We start from the raw sequence: 16,801 nt of genomic DNA on the forward strand, positions 1-16,801 counted from the left end.
GGCGTCACAGTGCCACGGTGGCATTCGAGTAAGCCAACGGCAGCGCGGGCGAGAAGGGCGAAGCCCCTGCCATCCACCGCGCGGCCTGCTTCGCGGGCATGCCCGCTCCAACAATGCTCAGGCATCGCTTCATCGAACTGGCTGTGGCTGGGTACAATGCACTTTCACTCAATGCCACGCAAAGGACCGCCCATGCTTTACGTCGTCATGCTCGGAGGCCGCCACCCCGGCGCCAAGATCGAAGTCCACGACGTGGTATTCGCCCAGGCCGACACCTTCGAACAGGCTTACCCGCAGCTGCGCCAGGCCTGGTTCGGTAGCGCGAAAGGCTTGCACATCGATTCGTGGCTGGAAGTGCACGGCGTGGACGGCCAACGGATCGAACTGCGCCCGGACGCCCCCGCCCGCAGCGCACTGCACCTGTACTTCATCAACCTCGGCGGTTACGAGCGCGATGTGTTCGGCGAGGCGCACCGCTACCTGCTGGTTGCCGCCCGCAACAAGACCGAAGCCAAGGCCCTGGGCAAGCAGCGCATGCAGGCACACTGGCTGAAGCCGCACACCGACGCCTTGCTCGATGTCGACGACTGCCTGGCAATCGACCAGGTGGGCGGGCAGTTCGTGCACCTGGTCGAAGGGGCGCATGAGCCGGTGGTGATGCGCAGCGACTACATCCTGATCTGACGTTGATGCGCGCAGTTGGGTTATCTTCGACGCTTCACTGTACCGCCAGGGCCAGACCACCATGCGCATTGTCATTCCCGACGACTACCAGGATGTGATCCACACGCTCGATTGCTTCGGCAAGCTGAGCGGGCACGCTGTCAGCGTGCTTCATGAGCGCCAGCCGGCCACGCTGGAGCAACTTGCAGCACGCTTTGCCGATGCCGACGCACTGGTACTCACCCGGGAACGTACCCGCATCGACGCCGCCTTGCTCGACCGCCTGCCCAACCTCAAGCTGATCAGCCAGACCGGCAAGGTGTCCAGCCACCTGGACCTGGCTGCCTGCACCGCACGCGGCATTGCGGTGACCGAGGGGCGCGGCTCGCCGGTGGCGCCTGCGGAGCTTGCCTGGGCGCTGATCCTCAATGCCCGCCGGCAACTGGTGCCGGCCATCGATGCTTTCCGCCAAGGCCAATGGCAGGTCAATCTGGGCCAGGCGCTGGCCGGCCAGCTGCTGGGTATTTGGGGCTACGGCAAGATCGGCCAGCGTCTGGCGCGTTATGCCCAGGCGTTCGACATGCCTGTGCTGGTGTGGGGCAGCGACAGCAGCCGCGCCGCAGCCCAAGCCGATGGCCATCGCGCTGCTGCCTCGCGTGAGGCATTCTTTGCCGAAGCGGATATTGTCAGCCTGAACCTGCGCCTGTCCGACCAGACACGCCACGGGGTGACCTTCGACGACCTGTCCAAGATGAAGCCTGACGCCTTGCTGGTGAACGTCAGCCGCGCAGAACTGATTGCCCCGGGGGCATTGCTACAGGCACTGGATGCTGGGCGGCCGGGTTTCGCGGCGGTGGATGTGTACGAGGAGGAGCCGCTGCTCGACCCGGCCCATCCGCTGCTGCGCCACCCACGCGTACTCAGTACGCCGCTCCTGGGGTACGTGGAGAAGAACGGCTACGAGCTGTACTTTGGCGATGCCTTCGACAATGTGCTGGCGTTTTTCGAAGGAAAGCCAAAGAACGTTGCCAACCCTGAGGCCCTGGCAGCTCGACGCTGAGCCCTGCGGGAGCCACTGTCGTGTTAAAAATGTCAGAGTTTGCGCGATCACTGTGGGAGCGGGCGTGCCCGCGAACACCGGCGAAGCCGGTGCCATCCACTGTGCAGGATTCTGCGCGGGTGAACCCGCTTCCACAACGACCGCGCAGGCCTCAGGTTTGCCGTTAAGTTGCGTTCAACCGAACAGGTTCAGCCCCAGCGCAAACACAGCCACCGCCAACGCCACCAGCGGCACTGCATTGCGCTCCAGATACACCGCCCAGCCCGTCCCGCACACCTGCTGCAATTGCAGCTCGCATTCACGCTGGCGCTCCACCAGGCTGGCCAAATGCGTCTCGACGCTATCAACGCGCTGAGCCTGGGTGCTGGTCGCCAGCGCAAGCCTCTTCAAAGCCGTCGTCACCGTGGTAGACAGCGCTTCCCGTGCCAGGTTGCTGGCGGCCAGCTGCTCCTGGTACTGCTCAAGGCTCTTGCGGATTGCCCCTTCCTTTTGCACGCGGGCCAAGGTACTTGCCACCAGTTTGCGGTTCTGCACCTCGGCACTGGCCTGCAGCGCGGCCATTTCGATTTCATGCTGGCCTTGCACACTTGCCAGGCGCTCCACCGCTTGCCTGCACAAGGCATGACCATCGGCCAGCGCCAGCAGTTCGTCGAGCTGTTGCCTGAGTTCGCGCAACACCCTCAGTGGCCCCTGCAGGTCGCCATCCGGGGTCGCGACGCCTGCGTTAAAACGTTCTATTTCGCCCGCCAACGCATCGTTGAGGCCACGCAGTACCTTGTTATCGGAAGTAGCGTCCAGACTGCCAAGGGCGGTCTCGATCACCCTGTCCACAATCGGCTTCGCGACCGGGGTCAGAGTGCCGTGTTCGTATAGCTGGTTCATCAATTCCTATCCGGATACAGCGGTAAGGGGCGGAAAGCTATCAAATTGGCATCACTGGATCCACTGATGAACGAGAGATTTGAGTGGTTGATCTGTAACGGGGAGGTCTGCAATGCGTGGCCGCGTGCAGTACAGGCACCTGCCCTGCGGCCCCGTTACCTGCCGTTGCCCAAGCTTCAATCAAGGTTCAGCCAAGGCTTCAGTTCGGCCCGGTTCGCCAGCACCAGCTGCTGCGCTTCGGGCCTTGCATCATGCATGTTGGGGTTCACCCCGAAGCGCTTCACCACATACTTGACCAATGCCTGGGAGCTGCCCACCACCAACTGCCCGTCGGTCATGCCGTAGTCCACCTCGATGATGGCCCGCTGCGCGGGTGTCAGGCGTTCGTCCGGCTTGAAGATCACATCGACCGGTGTGTTCCATTCCACGTCCTGGTCGATACCATTCTCGGTCTGCTCCTCGTGCACATCTGGCACACCACGGAAACGGCTGAGTACAAAGTCGCGGTACATGCGGTTCTTTTCGCAATAGGCCCGCACGTGCCAGCGCATGCCGGTGTACACCAGCGTGTGCGGGGCGATGATGCGTCCCTCGAGTTCGGGGGTGTTGAACGACACGTAGTCGATGTCCAGGCGACGCTTTTCGCGGCAGGCCTTGAGCAACGGCCGCAGGACCTCGGGTTTGACCGAGCGGTCGGGCACCTTCAGCACTTCGGTGTGGGCATAGGCCAAGGCCAGCCCTTCGATATGTGGGGCGCGTTCGTTGTTCTGGTTGAGCAGGTCGAGGTAGGCGCTGGCGCTGTCGTCGATGAACAGCGGCTTGAACTGTCGGGTCGGGACATAGCCTTTGATCTGCTTGTCGTAGACCAGGTTTTTCGACGCGTAGTCATTGATGTAGGTGTTGATGTCCTTCGACGCCTGCTGGCGGCTGATGCCGAAACTCTGGATCAGGTGATTGGTGGTCAGCCGACCTTCCCACCAGACCACCGTCTCGATCAACCGGTAGCGCAAGGCCAGGTCCCAGCGGGTTTGCTCCATGCGTTGCGTGCGTTTCATGTCGGCTCCTGTAGGGTGGCAACAAGCACCTCGATAGATGACGTGTCGCCTGATCATACATATCCATCCGTTTGCACATCAAGCCTGACAGATATGTAAAGTAAACAGGCATATGCTGACAGAATCGTTCATCGCCGCTGTGATACAGCGCGATTGCAGCCAAGGGCTTGTCTAGCGCGGCGTCGCCGGCAGCCATGATGTCAAAAAGCCTTCAGTACTCATCCTAACCTGTCCGCAAGCAGCCCGCCGGATATGCACCATTGCTTTACCTGTACAAGTCTCCATTATCGACATGTAGTCTTTATGGACATATCGTTTCGCTTACCGGCAAACTGCCACTACCCAAGGAAGCGTCACATGGAAGCTATCGAAATCTCTCTGCTGGGCGTCTGCGGCATCACCCTGCTGCTGGTGTGTCTGCAGCACGCTCGCCAAGGCGAGATGTGGGACCTGCTGCAAGGCGACCGCGAGCTGGAGCGCTCCGCTCGCATCCATAAACAGGAAAACCGCGAGCTGCAGTCCGCGCTGCGTGCAGAGCGCGAGCATGTGAGCCAGTTGCAGCGCCAGGTTCAGGTGCTGCTCGGACTGGTGCCGGAGGCCTGAGGGCTTTCGTCACCGCGCAGGCGTACACTTGCCATCAGCACAGGCTCAGGAGTTGCTCAATGCCCTACCCCATCGAACAGAAACTGGTCATTGGCGTTGCCTCGAGTGCGCTGTTCGACCTTACCGTCTCGGACGACATCTACAAGACCCAGGGTGTCGAGGCGTACCGCCATCACCAGCAGCAGAACCTGGACGAGCCATTCCCCAAAGGCGTGGCGTTCCCGTTCATTCGCCGCTTCCTGAGCATCAACCAGGCCTTCCCCGAGCAACTGCCGGTAGAGGTGGTGCTGCTCTCGCGCAACTCCCCGGAAACCGGCCTGCGGGTATTTCGTTCGATCAACCATTATCAGCTGGACATCACCCGCGCGGCGTTCATGTCGGGCCGCTCGCCCTACGAGTACATCCCGGCATTCAACGCCTCGCTGTTCCTCAGTGCCAATGAGGAAGACGTGCAGAAAGCCATCGACGCCAACTACCCGGCCGGGCGGGTGCTGCCGACGCGCATCTACGATGACGAGATCGACACCGAATTGCGCGTAGCCTTCGACTTCGATGGCGTGATTGCCGACGACGAGGCGGAGAGCGTGTACAAGCGCAACGACAACCTGGATGACTTTCAGGAGCACGAGCGCGTACACAAGGGCATTCCGCATTCGCCAGGGCCGCTGGCGGACCTGTACCGCAAGCTTTCGCTGATACGCATGCTGGAGGACCGCAAGCTGGCCGAGAACCCGGACTACAAGCGGATCTTGCGGATTGCCATTGTCACGGCGCGCAATGCGCCTTCACATGAGCGGGTGGTGACGACGTTGAAGGACTGGGGCGTATCGCCGGACGAGTGCTTCTTTCTCGGCGGCATGGAGAAGCCCAGGGTGTTGTCGATCCTGAAGCCCCATGTGTTCTTCGACGACCAGCGCAGCCACTTGCAGTCGCCGGCAGGGGATTTGCCGATGGTGCATGTGCCGTTCGGGGTGGCGAACAGGGGGCGTTCAACGACGCTCTCCCCGCACGACACGCCTGTGCGGGAGCAGGACGACACCGGCGTTGCTGCAGGCTGAACTGGCGCGCTCGCTGGCGATCGAGCCACCGCAGGTGGTGCCCCTGCTGAACAAGCTGGAAGAGCGGGCCTTGGCCGTGCGCGTGCGGTGCAAGCCGGACAAGCGGTCTTACGGGATCTTCTTGAGCAAGGCGGGAGAAGCGCTGCTCAAGGAACTGAAGCAGATCGCCAAGGACAGCGACCGCGAGGCGACCTCGGCGCTGGATGATGAGGAGCGGGACCAGTTGTTGCGGTTGTTGACCAAGATTTACCTGGAGTAACGCTCAGGCGCAGTGGTGCAAACCGGAGACAGCTAGCCCCCTGCGTTGGCCAAAGACGTTTGCTTTTCATCCTTGAGGCTTACGAACCTTGGCCCGCAGCGGTTCGAAGTAACCCTCGTCGGCACGGGCGCCAGCCGCCGTTGCGCCACCCGCAAGCAACAGGTTCATGGCCACTCGGCGTCTGAAAACCACCTCTATCTCAACCATAAAATGCATTTATTGAATTTTAGGCATTTTTATTAATTCATATTAATAATATTAGCTTAGACGCAAAAAGTATTTCAAAACGTTTTTTCATAGAGATATGTTCTCACCAGACCGACCCCTGACTGGCGGAGGCAAAGGAACCTAATACCTCCTTGCGCCTCGGTCATCACACCCGGCTGCGGTATCCAGGTATCCGAAATCCCACTCGATGCTGGTTATCTGGAAGCTGCAGCATGAAGCCTTTGCCCTACCCTGTACGCCCTCACCTGTCCGCCGCCGTTGCATTTGCCCTCTTCACGCCCACGACCTTCGCCGAGCCTGCCCAAACGCCGGGCGACAAGCTGCCAACCGTCACCGTCACAGCGGAGCACCGTGAAGAGAACCTGCAGAAAACCCCGCTGGCGATCAGCGCTTTCGACGAGCGCACCCTGCAGGATGCGCAGATCAACAACATCCGCGACCTGTCCGGTCGGGTGCCCAACCTCACCCTGAACCGCCAGTCCATTTCCTACAGCGCACAAACCTACGGCATACGCGGTATTGGCGAGACCGACCCGATTCAGGAAGCGGCCGTTGCGGTATACGCCGATGACCTGTACATCCCGCGGGCGATTTCTTCGATGCTGGACTTCAACGACGTGGAGCGCGTTGAAGTGCTGCGCGGCCCACAAGGCACCCTGTACGGGCGCAACAGTGCAGCCGGCGCGATACGGGTAATCACCCGCGATCCGACCCAGCAGGCGCGCGCCTTCGTCGAGCTGGGTGCCGGCAACTTCAACGCACAGAACGGCCGCCTGCTGGTCAGCGGGCCATTGGTGGACAACACCCTGTTCGGCAGCTTTTCGGCCATACGCCTGACCCGCGACGGCACCGTGTACAACCGCACCCGTGACAAGGACGTCAACAACATCGACATCCAGTCCTACCGCGGCAAGCTGCGCCTGGCCCCGCAGGATTCGCCCTGGGATGTGCAACTGACCCTGGCCGGCACCTTCGACCGCGGCGATACCACCAGCTATACCCCCTTCAACCCGGCCAACGGCCATTTCGACAAGTTCAAGACCTACAGCAGCCTCGACCCAAAGAACAAGCTGGACCAGGGCAGTGCGGTGCTGCGCGCGATCTACAGCATCGATGACCACCTGAACTTCAAGTCGGTCACGGCCTGGTCCGAGTTCGACCAGCCGGTGGACTACGACAACTCCGGCCAGGCCAACAGCGGCACTGCATCGCCGATCCAGAACAACCTGATCACCTACAAGCAGCGCTACGCCACCCAGGAGTTCCAGCTCAACGGCGAATACGACAGGTTCAGCTACACCCTCGGTGTGTACCTGTACAAGGAGCGGTTTCGCGCCGAGCGCGACAGCCTGACCTTTTCGGTGGCGCAAAACCGGGTCAATGCCAGCGGCCAATACAGCACCACCGATACCGAAAGCTATGCGTTGTACGGCCAGAGCAATTACAAGCTCACCCCTCGCCTGTCGCTGACCACCGGCCTGCGCTTCACCCACGAGCACAAGAATTTCGATTACAGCAACTACGCCATCACCACCGACCGGGTAATCACCGGCACCAACTTCGCTGCCGAAACCAGTGATTCCTGGGCATCCCTCAGCCCCAAGATCGGCCTGGAGTACGCCTGGAGCGATAACCTGGTGCAGTACGGCTATGTGGCCCGGGGCTTCAAGGCCGGCGGCTTCGACAACCGCGCGCCAACCCGCGCCGCTGCCGAGCAGGGCTTTGATCCGGAAAACGTCACCACCTATGAGGTGGGCTTCAAGGGCGACTTTGCCGATGGCCGCCTGCGCAGCAACATCGCCTTCTTCTATAACGACTACGACGACCTGCAGACCAATGCCTGGGACCCGGCCATCAGCGCCAACCTGCGTACGAACGTCGGCAGTGCCCACACCTACGGCGTGGAGCTGGAAAACACCGTGCTACTGGCACGCGACCTGCGCCTGACTGCCAATCTGGGCTACCTGAAAAGCCAGTACGACGACTTCCAGAATGCCAGTGGCCCAGGCGTGAGTGCCGACGGCAAGGAAATGATCTTTGCACCGGAATGGAACGCCAGCCTTGGCCTGAACTGGACGGTGCCCGTCAACCTGCCGGGTGAGCTGGTGGCCAACACCGACTACCAGTACCAGACCCGCTCCTACGCCAACCCGCTGAACGCCGACATCTACGAAGTACCTGCCCAGGGCTTCTGGAATGCCAGCACCAGTTATGCCAGCGCGGACGGCCACTGGACCACCACCTTGTCGGTCAAGAACCTGCTCGACCGCGCCTACCCGCAAAGCATTGCCTACTCGGCCGCCAGCCGCACCGCCTATTACTCGGTCAACGACCCACGCACCGTGCTGCTGAGTGTGCGCTACGAGCTGTAGCGCCGCGCTGAACGGACTCACTTTCCACTTGCAAGGAGAACACACCATGGGCTTGACCCGTAGAGACCTTATTGCCCACCTGATGGCCGCTGGCAGCTACGGCGCCGCGCTTGGCAGCCTGTCCGCGCTGGGCCTGTTGCCTACTGCGGCCACGGCCAGCACCTTCCAGCCGCTGGGCCTGCCGACCACGTCCGGCAACGGCAAGCGCGTGCTGGTGGTGGGGGCTGGCATCAGCGGCCTGGTGGCAGCCTATGAACTTGGCAAAGCCGGTTTTGAGGTGCGCGTGCTGGAAGCCCGCGAGCGAATCGGCGGGCGTGCGTGGACGCTGCGCAACGGCGACGAGGTACTGCACAATGACGGCAGCCGCCAGCAGGTGCGTTTCGACAACGGCCACTATTTCAATGCAGGGCCCGCACGCCTGCCCAGCCATCACCTGACCATCCTCGGCTACTGCCGCGAGCTGGGCGTCCCGCTGGAAGTGCTGGTCAACAGCAGCCGCAACGCCCTCGCCCAACCGGACCTAGCGCAGCCGCCGTTACTGCTGCGCCAGGCGGTGAATGACACCCGTGGGCACCTCAGCGAACTGCTGTCGCGCAGCATCAGCGGCAAAGCGCTGGACAAGGAACTGGACACCGGCGACCAGAAGGCCCTGTTGGACTTTCTAAAGGTATACGGCGACCTCGACGAGCAGCGCCATTACAAGGGCTCGGTCCGCGCCGGCTATACCCGCTTCGCCGGGGCGGGCGACCAGACCCCGATCCAGCGCCAGCCCGTGGCACTCAGACAACTGTTAAACCCTAACCTGATGCTGCCGCTGGTATTCGACGAGATCCCGGAGTTTTCCGCCACCATGTTCCAGCCGGTCGGCGGCATGGACCAGATTGCCAAAGCCCTGTACGCCAAGGTGCAGGACAAGGTGCAGCTGCACGCCGAAGTGCAGGCGATCCGCACCGGCGACAAGTCCAGCCAGGTCACTTGGCGGGACCGTCGCAGCGGCAAGACCCAGGTAGAAACGGCCGACTACGCCATCGTCACCATTCCCCTGCCACTGCTGGCCCGGGTCGACCACAACTTTGGCAAGACGACCCAGGCGGCCATCGCCCAGGCCAAGCCAGACCTGGCCAACAAGGTGGCATGGCAGGCGCCTCGTTTCTGGGAAAGCGAGTTCCAGATCTACGGCGGGCTCTCCTACATCAACCACGAAGCGCGGCTGCTGTGGTACCCCAGCGACCACCTGAACAGTGCCCAGGGCATCCTGGTGGGCACCTACAACACCGGCGAAGTGGCGCGCACATTCGCCACGCGTTCGACAGAGCAGCAACTGGCGTCGTCGCGCCAGGCCGTGGAGTCGCTGCACCCGGGCCATGCCGGCAAGTTGCAGCGCGGCGTGGCGGTGAACTGGTCCAAGGTGCCGTTCAGCGAAAGCCCATGGATTGTCCACGACGTGCTGGCCGAACCCGGCTACTCGCACCTCAACCAGCCCCGGGGCCGCACCTGGCTGGCCAGCGATGCACTGGCCCATGGCGGGGTGGGCATCTGGCAGAACAGCGCTGCGGACTCGGCACGCCATGTGGTCGGGCAGATCGCCCGGCACGCCCTGCAACAGCAACGCGGCGTCGCCGCCTGAACAAGGAAGCCCTCTGATGAACACGACTGCCCTGCTGCTTGGAGCCTTCATGTCACTGTCCGCACTTACCGCCCAGGCCGACACCATCAAGCGTGTCGACCCGCCAGGCTCGAAGTTCCCCATTTCGCAACTGGTCACCGTACCCGCCGGCACCTCGCTGACCTTCGTCAGCGGCACCTTGCCCGACGTTGCCGACCCCAAGGCACCACCACAGACCATTGCCGCCTATGGCAACACCGAAACCCAGACCCGCTCAGTGCTGAAAAAGATCCAGGCTGCGCTGCAAAGCCAGGGTCTGGGCCTGGGTGACGTCGTACAGCTGAGGGTGTTTCTGGTAGGCGACCCGGCCACCGAGGGCAAGCTGGATTTTGCCGGGCTGCAAGCCGCCTACACCGAATTTTTCGCCACTGCCGAGCAGCCGAAAAAGCCAACCCGCACCGCCTTGCAGGTGGTGGCCCTGCCCCTGCCGGGCGCCCTGGTCGAGATCGAAGCGGTCGCTGCAAAAGCGCCCTGATACGCCGCTAGCCAATTTCCCCTATTGCTTGCCTGCCGGGGCCACCCGGCGGGCGGCCCCTGTGCACCCGCTGTTCGACAGCGCTCATGGAGAGCGAACATGCTTCACGCCTTGAAACTGCCCAGCCCGCGCCTGCAACCCGCACTGCTGACCATGGCCCTTGGTACCACCGGCCTGGCCGCGCCTGACGCATTTGCCGAGGGCGCTGCCCAGGCCACGGCCCCGTCACAGCTGGGCACCGTGATCGTCACCGGCAACCGCGGCTCGGAAAAACGCACCGTCACCACCAGCCCGGTGCCGATCGATGTGATCAGCGCCAAGCAACTGCAGCAAACCGGCAAGCCCGGCCTGATGGAAGCCCTCAGCGCCACCGTGCCATCCTTCACCCTGCCGGAAAAAACCGGCTGGGACGCCAGCGGCATGGCCCGTGCGCCCAGCCTGCGCGGGCTGAATGCGGCCCAGGTGCTGGTACTGGTGAACGGCAAGCGCCGCCATACCAGCGCCACCCTTAACATCAGCGGCATCCATGCGGGCGCAGCACCCACCGACCTTGACCTGATCCCCATCAGCCTTATCGACCACGTCGAGGTACTGCGCGATGGCGCAGCCGCACAGTACGGCTCCGACGCCATCGCCGGGGTGATCAACGTGATCCTCAAGGCCGACGCTTCCGGCACCTCGGTGACCAACGCAGGCCAGGGTTACGACGGCAAGAAGCAGACCGTGCAGCAAGGCTTGAACAAGGGCTTCGAGGTCGGTGACAGCGGCATCGTGCAGCTGGCCCTGGATGCGCGCAGCCAGAACGACGACAACAAGGCCAGCGCCAACGGCTACAGCTATGCCGAAGCCTTCGACAAGGCCGGCAAGTCGACCTACGGCGGCTACGGCACGCCGAAGATCAACCTGCTGACCCTGGGCTACAACGCCGAACTGCCGCTAAGCGACGACCTGACCCTGTATTCCTTCACCACCTATTCGCACCGCAAGGCCGAGCAGGGCCAGAACTTCCGCCTGCCGACCATCACCAACACCATCACCACCGGCCCCAACGGCTACCCCGGTGGCTACACGCCCACCTGGTACATCGAGGAAGATGATGTGCAGGGCGCCTTCGGCGCCAAGGGCAATGCCGGGGAATGGGCCTGGGACCTGTCCAGCACCTACGGGCGCAACGAGGCGCTGCAGGGCACCACGCACAACCAGAACGCCTCGCTGGGCGAGGCCACGCCCAACCATTTCGAATCGGGCACCTGGATTGCCACACAGCTGACCAGCAACCTGGACCTGCAACGCAGCTTCGACATCGGCCTGGACAAGCCGCTTGACCTGTCCTGGGGCCTGGAACACCGGCGTGATACCTATCAGGTGCGCGATGGCGACTGGGCCTCGTGGGCCAACGGCGGCTACTGCCGTGCGCCCGGCGACTGCGCCGCCTCCGGTGCACAGGTCACCAACGGCATCTCGCCGGACGAAGCCACCAGCACCAGCCGCAACAGCGTGGCCAGCTACATCGAGGTCGGCTTCAACCCGCTGCCGCAGTGGTACCTGGGCAGCGCGCTGCGCTATGAACACTACAACCGTGGAGTGGGTGCCACCCGCAGCGGCAAGCTGACCACCCGCTACGACTTCACCCCCGAGCTAGCCGTGCGCGCCACGGTCAGTAACGGCTTTCGTGCACCTTCGCTGGCCAACAGCCTGTTCAGCGCCCGCTCGACCACCTACGGCGTGGTCAATGGGGTATACCAGTCGATCAACTACGGCGTACTGCCGGTGGACTCGGCGGCAGCCAAGGCATTGGGCGCCACCGCACTCAAGCCCGAGCGCTCGACCAACTACAGCCTGGGCCTGACCTACCAGCCTGCCCCGCAGCTGTCGTTTACTGCGGATGCCTACGTGATCAATGTGCGCGACCGCATCACGCTCACCGGTACCCTGCTGGGCGACGAAGTGACCCAGGCGCTGCTGGACAACGGCATCGACTCCACCTCTGGCGGACGCTATTTCACCAACGGCGCCAGCACCCGCACCAAGGGCCTGGACCTGGTGGGCAATTTCGACCAGAACCTGGGCAACTGGGGGCAACTGAAATGGACAGCTGCCTTCAACTGGAACCAGACGCAGATCCTCAGCTACAAGGAGAACGTCACTATCCAGGGCACGGACTACAGCCTGATGGACCGCCAGGCGCGCAACTTTTTGACTGAGGTGCAGCCGCACACCAAGTTGATTCTGGGCGCCAACTGGCAACGCGAGCGCTGGACCAGCAACCTCACCCTGACCCGCTATGGTTCATGGCGTGAAGTGAACTCGGCGACCGACCGCAGCCTGGACCGGGAGTACAAGGCGCGCTGGATCACCGATATCGACGTGGGGTATCAGCTGACCAAAGACCTCAACCTGGCCGTGGGGGCGCAGAACCTGTTTGATGTTTACCCCGAACGGCAGAACCCCAGCAGCAAGACCATGACCAAGGGGTATGGGGCCTATTCGCCTTATGGCTTTACCGGGGGTTACTACTTCACCCGGCTGACTTACAACTTCTGATATGCACCGTTTGCAGACTGGGGCCGCAAAGCGGCCTCGAAAACCCAAGCTAGAACGCATATTTAAAACAAAAGACCATGCCGGTAGGCTAGATTCATTCGAAACACGAGGCGCCCCCAATGAGCCTGATCCCCGGGTTATCTGACAATGCCCACGTGCTGATATGTGGTGCCAGCCGAGGTATCGGCCTGGCACTGTGTGCGGCGTTGCTGGCCCGCGATGATGTAAGCCGGGTCTGGGCTGTGTCGCGACACGCCCGCACTGCTGACGGCCTGCTTGCGCTGGCCCAGGCACATGGCGAACGCGTGGTACTGCTGGATTACGATGCTCGCGACGAGCAGGCGCTGGCTGCGCTTGCAAGCGAGGTGGGCCTTGCCTGCCCGCACCTTCACCTGGTTATCAGCACACTCGGTATCCTCCACCAGGAGGGCACCAAAGCCGAGAAATCACTGGCCCAACTGGACCTCACCAGCCTGCAAGCCAGCTTCGCCACCAATGCATTCGCGCCGATCCTGTTGCTCAGGCATCTGTTGCCACTGCTGCGCACTCAGCCCGCCACCTTCGCAGCCCTGTCGGCCAGGGTTGGTTCGATCGGCGACAATCGACTGGGCGGCTGGTACAGCTATCGCGCGAGCAAGGCGGCGCTGAACCAGCTGCTGCACACCGCAAGCATCGAACTGAAACGCCTGAACCCGGCCGCCACGGTGCTGGCGCTGCATCCGGGGACTACCGATACCGAGCTGTCGCGGCCATTTCAAGGGAATGTGCCGGAGGGGAAGCTGTTTGAGCCGGCGTTTGCGGCACAGTGTGTGATTGAGCAGGTGGGGCGGCTTGGGCCGTCGGAGACTGGCAGTTTTTGGGGGTGGGATGGCGAGCGGATAGCGTGGTGAGCTATCAGGCCCCAAACCGCCCATAAAGGCATATTGACATCAGTGCGTCTCTGGGGAAAATCTAGTGTACATTTCCCTCAAGGATGGCCTCACGTGTATCGAACTATTTTCCTGCAACCCACTGAAGGCTTCGGCTCCCACCTGGTCAGCCACGACAGTGTCCCGATGCCACGCGGTACGCTGAGCAGCACATTCATCTTCTCGTCTATCGGGGATGCGTTGTCCCGGGCCTACGATTCGGTTAAGGAAACCGTAGGTGACGTTACCGATAGCGTCTCCGAAACGGTATCCAATGCCTACGATGCCACCGTTGAAACCGTCAGCAACGTGGCGGATACGGTCGCCGAGACGGCTTCAAGCGCATACAGCTCCACCGTCGAAACCCTCTCCGACGCCGCTGATACCGTTAGTGAAACGGTATCCGACGGTTACGACGCCACTCGCAATTATGTAGAGGGCGTTGCCTCGGGAGAGAAAGAAATAAACTACTGGAAAGTGCTCGGCGGCGCCGCGATCGGAGTTGGTGCTGTTGCTGCCGCGCCCTTTACCGGGGGTGGCTCACTGGCCGGGGGCGCAACATTGCTCGGTTCACTGGCTGGAGCCGGCACAGTCGCCGCCGCGGTGAGCGCCGGTGTCGCCGGCGCCGTGGTCGCAGCGAACCTCGACGGTGATGAAGAAATTCACAAGGCTGGCGTCGAGGCTGGTCGCAAACAAGCCAAGGCCGAGCACCTGGCCGAAATAACAAATCTTCATCAGCAACTGGAAAAGGCCATGCAGAGCCTCAAGCTTGCTGGCAAGCATTTCAATGCCATCATCGCGCTGAATGCGGTTGCGGTGGCGACGGCCAATTGCAAAGGCGGGATAACCGACGAGGATCGTGAAGGTATAGAGCAGTTCATTGCCGGTGTCGCTGCGGGTGCCATTCCGCAAGCCGTGCAGGGCAAGATCGAATCGCTTTATCTGCTGCCACCAAGCGTCAGGGAAGCCTTCACCATGGCAGCAGAGTCGGGCATGGACATGGCCATCTTCGACGAAATCATCAACATGGTCGTTCTTGGCAAAGCCAGCGTTCATCCGCAGGAAGCAGCCTTCATGCAAGCCTGGAACCACCTGAAAGCCGCCTAAGGAAAGCGCCGATGAGCAAGCTTGAACTGTTCCGAAAGCAACAAGCACTTCGCGCGCAACTGGCCAACCGCCCGCTGACTCATGCCGCAGCCAATCCTGAGGACGTGGCTGTCCTGCTGGCCAGCGAAGCCGACGCCACACGTCTCGCCAGCCTGGATTATCACGCCTCGCTGAGCCTTACTCTGCAAACTGCACCGCAAGATGCTCACGTATTGCTGGACGAACTTGAAAAGGAGTTCGATCAGGCGCGGGTCTCAGAGCTGCTGGCCAAGGCACAACGCGACATTGTCTCGGCCATTGCCGGCCCGTTGGGGCTGGGTAAAGTGCTTGCGGTTTACGACAAACAAGGGGGCAATGTGACGACTATTCACAATGCCCAGCAAGGCATCTATGCAAACGCCGACGAACTGTACAACCGCAACGACTACGACAGAGGCTTTAACAGCCAAGGTAAGAAGTTTGCCGGTGACAGCAAGAAGTCGGTAGGTGCCACCTTCACCAAAGGGCAGTTGGACAACAAGGATCAGCTGGTTGACGGATACACTGGCGAAACCGTCATGGGCATGCATACCAGTCCCGACCATATCGTGCCGCTGAAGTCTTATCACAAGAACGGCGGCTACATGCAGTCGAAGACCCAACGCGCCGACTTTGCGACGGATACCGAAAACCTGACCTCCACCCAGCGCGGCATCAACCACTCGATGAGTGATGAAGACAAACTGGACTGGCTGGATAAAAAGTCCAACGGTCGTTCGGTCAGCAACGAACAACACTATGGCATTGACCGTGAGCGACTTGAGGCAGCAGTCCAACGCGGCCAGGCCGCAGCTGAGCGCCACGGCCCCACCGCTGCAGAGAAAGCCGCCTTCTACTCGACCCACGCTGCCCAGACGGGTATGACCGAAGGCTTGAAGATGGGCGCCCAGCAAGCCTTCGGCCTGTTGATGGTAGAGCTGTTCAGCAACGCCTTGGACGAGATCAAAGACCTCTACCGCAATGGCCGCGAAAGCGACACCTTATTGGCCGAGCTGGGCAAGCGCTTTAAGCGTGTCGGCGATAAAGTTGCAGCCAAGTGGGAGCAGATGCTCGACAGCTTCAGTGGCGGGTTCATATCCGGGTTTATCTCCAATGCAGTAACCGTGCTGGTGAACTTGTTTGTCACCACCGGAAAACGAGCCGTGCGGATGATACGCGAAGGTATTTTCTCGCTGCTCAAGGCATTGAAAACCTTCCTTTTCCCACCTAAGGACATGACCTTCGCCCAGGCGGCGCACGAAGCGTTGAAGCTGCTGGCGGCAGGTGGCGTGGTGGTCGGCGGCGTTGCGTTGGAAGAAGCTGCCGAAAAGCTGATTCTAAGTGTGCCGCTGTTTGCTCCGATAGCCGGCATGCTGACGGCAATTCTGGTAGGCGCAGCGACGGCGCTGAGCATGACCTTTGTCTGCTATCTGCTCGATAAGCTCGACCTGTTTGGTGTTGTGCGGGCAGAGCGAGACAGGCAGGTGATTGGCGCCCTGGATACCCGCATCAGTGGGCAATTGGCATTGTCGGTGAGTATCATTGAAGAGCTGGATGGGTATTTGCTGGATCCGCCACTGCCAGCTTGATTTATAGCTACGCTGGAGCGACAGGGTTATTTCTCCGGCGTAGCCTGCTCACCGCAGGCTACGGGTTAGAGTTACTAACTGCAATCCAGTAGTACAGGAAAGTGCTGAACATATTTCAATGAACACCAGCACCTGATGCACTCATTACACACACGATAGGAAATCAAGCTTTGTTTATTATCACCGCAGTAATCCGGCTCATATGGTCACTCACAGTCGGATTATTTTTTTTCGCCCTTGGACTCATACTATTTTTGCTATTTGACATTTTCAAACCGTCGTCCGATCTGGGCTACCGAATTCTAAATTCCATG

13 protein-coding genes and 1 pseudogene are annotated in these 16,801 nt (G+C 61.4%); 12 read left to right on the top strand and 2 right to left on the bottom strand.

Features of this window, described 5'->3' with window-relative positions:
- Positions 1-192 precede the first annotated feature (192 nt).
- Both WF331_RS26170 and WF331_RS26175 read left to right on the top strand, forming a co-directional pair.
- Positions 193-684 carry a DUF1543 domain-containing protein gene (locus tag WF331_RS26170; protein WP_340623450.1) on the top strand — a complete coding sequence of 164 codons (492 nt, stop codon included), beginning with the start codon at positions 193-195 and terminating at the stop codon, positions 682-684.
- Between the two features lie 61 nt (positions 685-745).
- Entirely contained in the window at positions 746-1,723 is a 978-nt protein-coding gene (locus WF331_RS26175) for a D-2-hydroxyacid dehydrogenase family protein (RefSeq protein WP_340623451.1), read from the top strand.
- 174 nt (positions 1,724-1,897) lie between these two features.
- On the opposite strand, the gene WF331_RS26180 is transcribed toward WF331_RS26175, so the two are convergent.
- Together WF331_RS26180 and WF331_RS26185 are read right to left on the bottom strand one after the other, a co-directional pair.
- On the bottom strand, positions 1,898-2,284 hold the full coding sequence (locus WF331_RS26180) for a hypothetical protein (RefSeq protein ID WP_115283627.1): 387 nt from the start codon (positions 2,282-2,284) through the stop codon (positions 1,898-1,900).
- A 497-nt stretch (positions 2,285-2,781) separates the two neighbouring features.
- Positions 2,782-3,660, bottom strand: coding sequence for a helix-turn-helix transcriptional regulator (locus WF331_RS26185; RefSeq protein WP_151326443.1), 879 nt, complete (start codon positions 3,658-3,660; stop codon positions 2,782-2,784).
- 357 nt (positions 3,661-4,017) lie between these two features.
- On the opposite strand from WF331_RS26185, the gene WF331_RS26190 reads away from it, so the two are divergent.
- From WF331_RS26190 to WF331_RS26235, 10 genes and pseudogenes are all read left to right on the top strand, one after another.
- Positions 4,018-4,263, top strand: coding sequence for a hypothetical protein (locus WF331_RS26190; protein WP_016499054.1), 246 nt, complete (start codon positions 4,018-4,020; stop codon positions 4,261-4,263).
- Between the two features lie 59 nt (positions 4,264-4,322).
- Positions 4,323-5,321, top strand: a complete 999-nt coding sequence (locus tag WF331_RS26195) for a 5'-nucleotidase (protein ID WP_049274550.1) — start codon at positions 4,323-4,325, stop codon at positions 5,319-5,321.
- Positions 5,302-5,580, top strand: a pseudogene (locus WF331_RS26200) (MarR family winged helix-turn-helix transcriptional regulator); the annotation flags it as partial. The gene WF331_RS26195 and the pseudogene WF331_RS26200, both read left to right, overlap by 20 nt.
- Before the next feature lie 440 nt (positions 5,581-6,020).
- A complete protein-coding gene (locus WF331_RS26205; protein WP_016499051.1) occupies positions 6,021-8,180 on the top strand; it encodes a TonB-dependent receptor in 2,160 nt (719 codons plus the stop codon).
- 46 nt (positions 8,181-8,226) lie between these two features.
- The gene (locus tag WF331_RS26210) at positions 8,227-9,807 is read left to right on the top strand and encodes a flavin monoamine oxidase family protein (RefSeq protein WP_340623452.1); all 1,581 of its coding nucleotides are present in this window, start codon (positions 8,227-8,229) and stop codon (positions 9,805-9,807) included.
- A 16-nt stretch (positions 9,808-9,823) separates the two neighbouring features.
- The gene (locus WF331_RS26215; RefSeq protein ID WP_241800311.1) at positions 9,824-10,321 is read left to right on the top strand and encodes a RidA family protein; all 498 of its coding nucleotides are present in this window, start codon (positions 9,824-9,826) and stop codon (positions 10,319-10,321) included.
- A 153-nt stretch (positions 10,322-10,474) separates the two neighbouring features.
- Entirely contained in the window at positions 10,475-12,865 is a 2,391-nt protein-coding gene (locus tag WF331_RS26220; RefSeq protein ID WP_413692605.1) for a TonB-dependent receptor plug domain-containing protein, read from the top strand.
- A 119-nt stretch (positions 12,866-12,984) separates the two neighbouring features.
- Entirely contained in the window at positions 12,985-13,755 is a 771-nt protein-coding gene (locus WF331_RS26225) for an SDR family NAD(P)-dependent oxidoreductase (protein WP_284398995.1), read from the top strand.
- A gap of 93 nt (positions 13,756-13,848) precedes the next feature.
- The gene (locus tag WF331_RS26230; RefSeq protein WP_156859864.1) at positions 13,849-14,880 is read left to right on the top strand and encodes a hypothetical protein; all 1,032 of its coding nucleotides are present in this window, start codon (positions 13,849-13,851) and stop codon (positions 14,878-14,880) included.
- A gap of 11 nt (positions 14,881-14,891) precedes the next feature.
- Entirely contained in the window at positions 14,892-16,487 is a 1,596-nt protein-coding gene (locus tag WF331_RS26235) for a hypothetical protein (protein WP_340623453.1), read from the top strand.
- Positions 16,488-16,801 lie beyond the last annotated feature (314 nt).

It is taken from the genome of Pseudomonas sp. YNh, from assembly GCF_037993085.1.
GTDB classification, from domain to species: Bacteria; Pseudomonadota; Gammaproteobacteria; order Pseudomonadales; family Pseudomonadaceae; genus Aquipseudomonas; species Aquipseudomonas putida.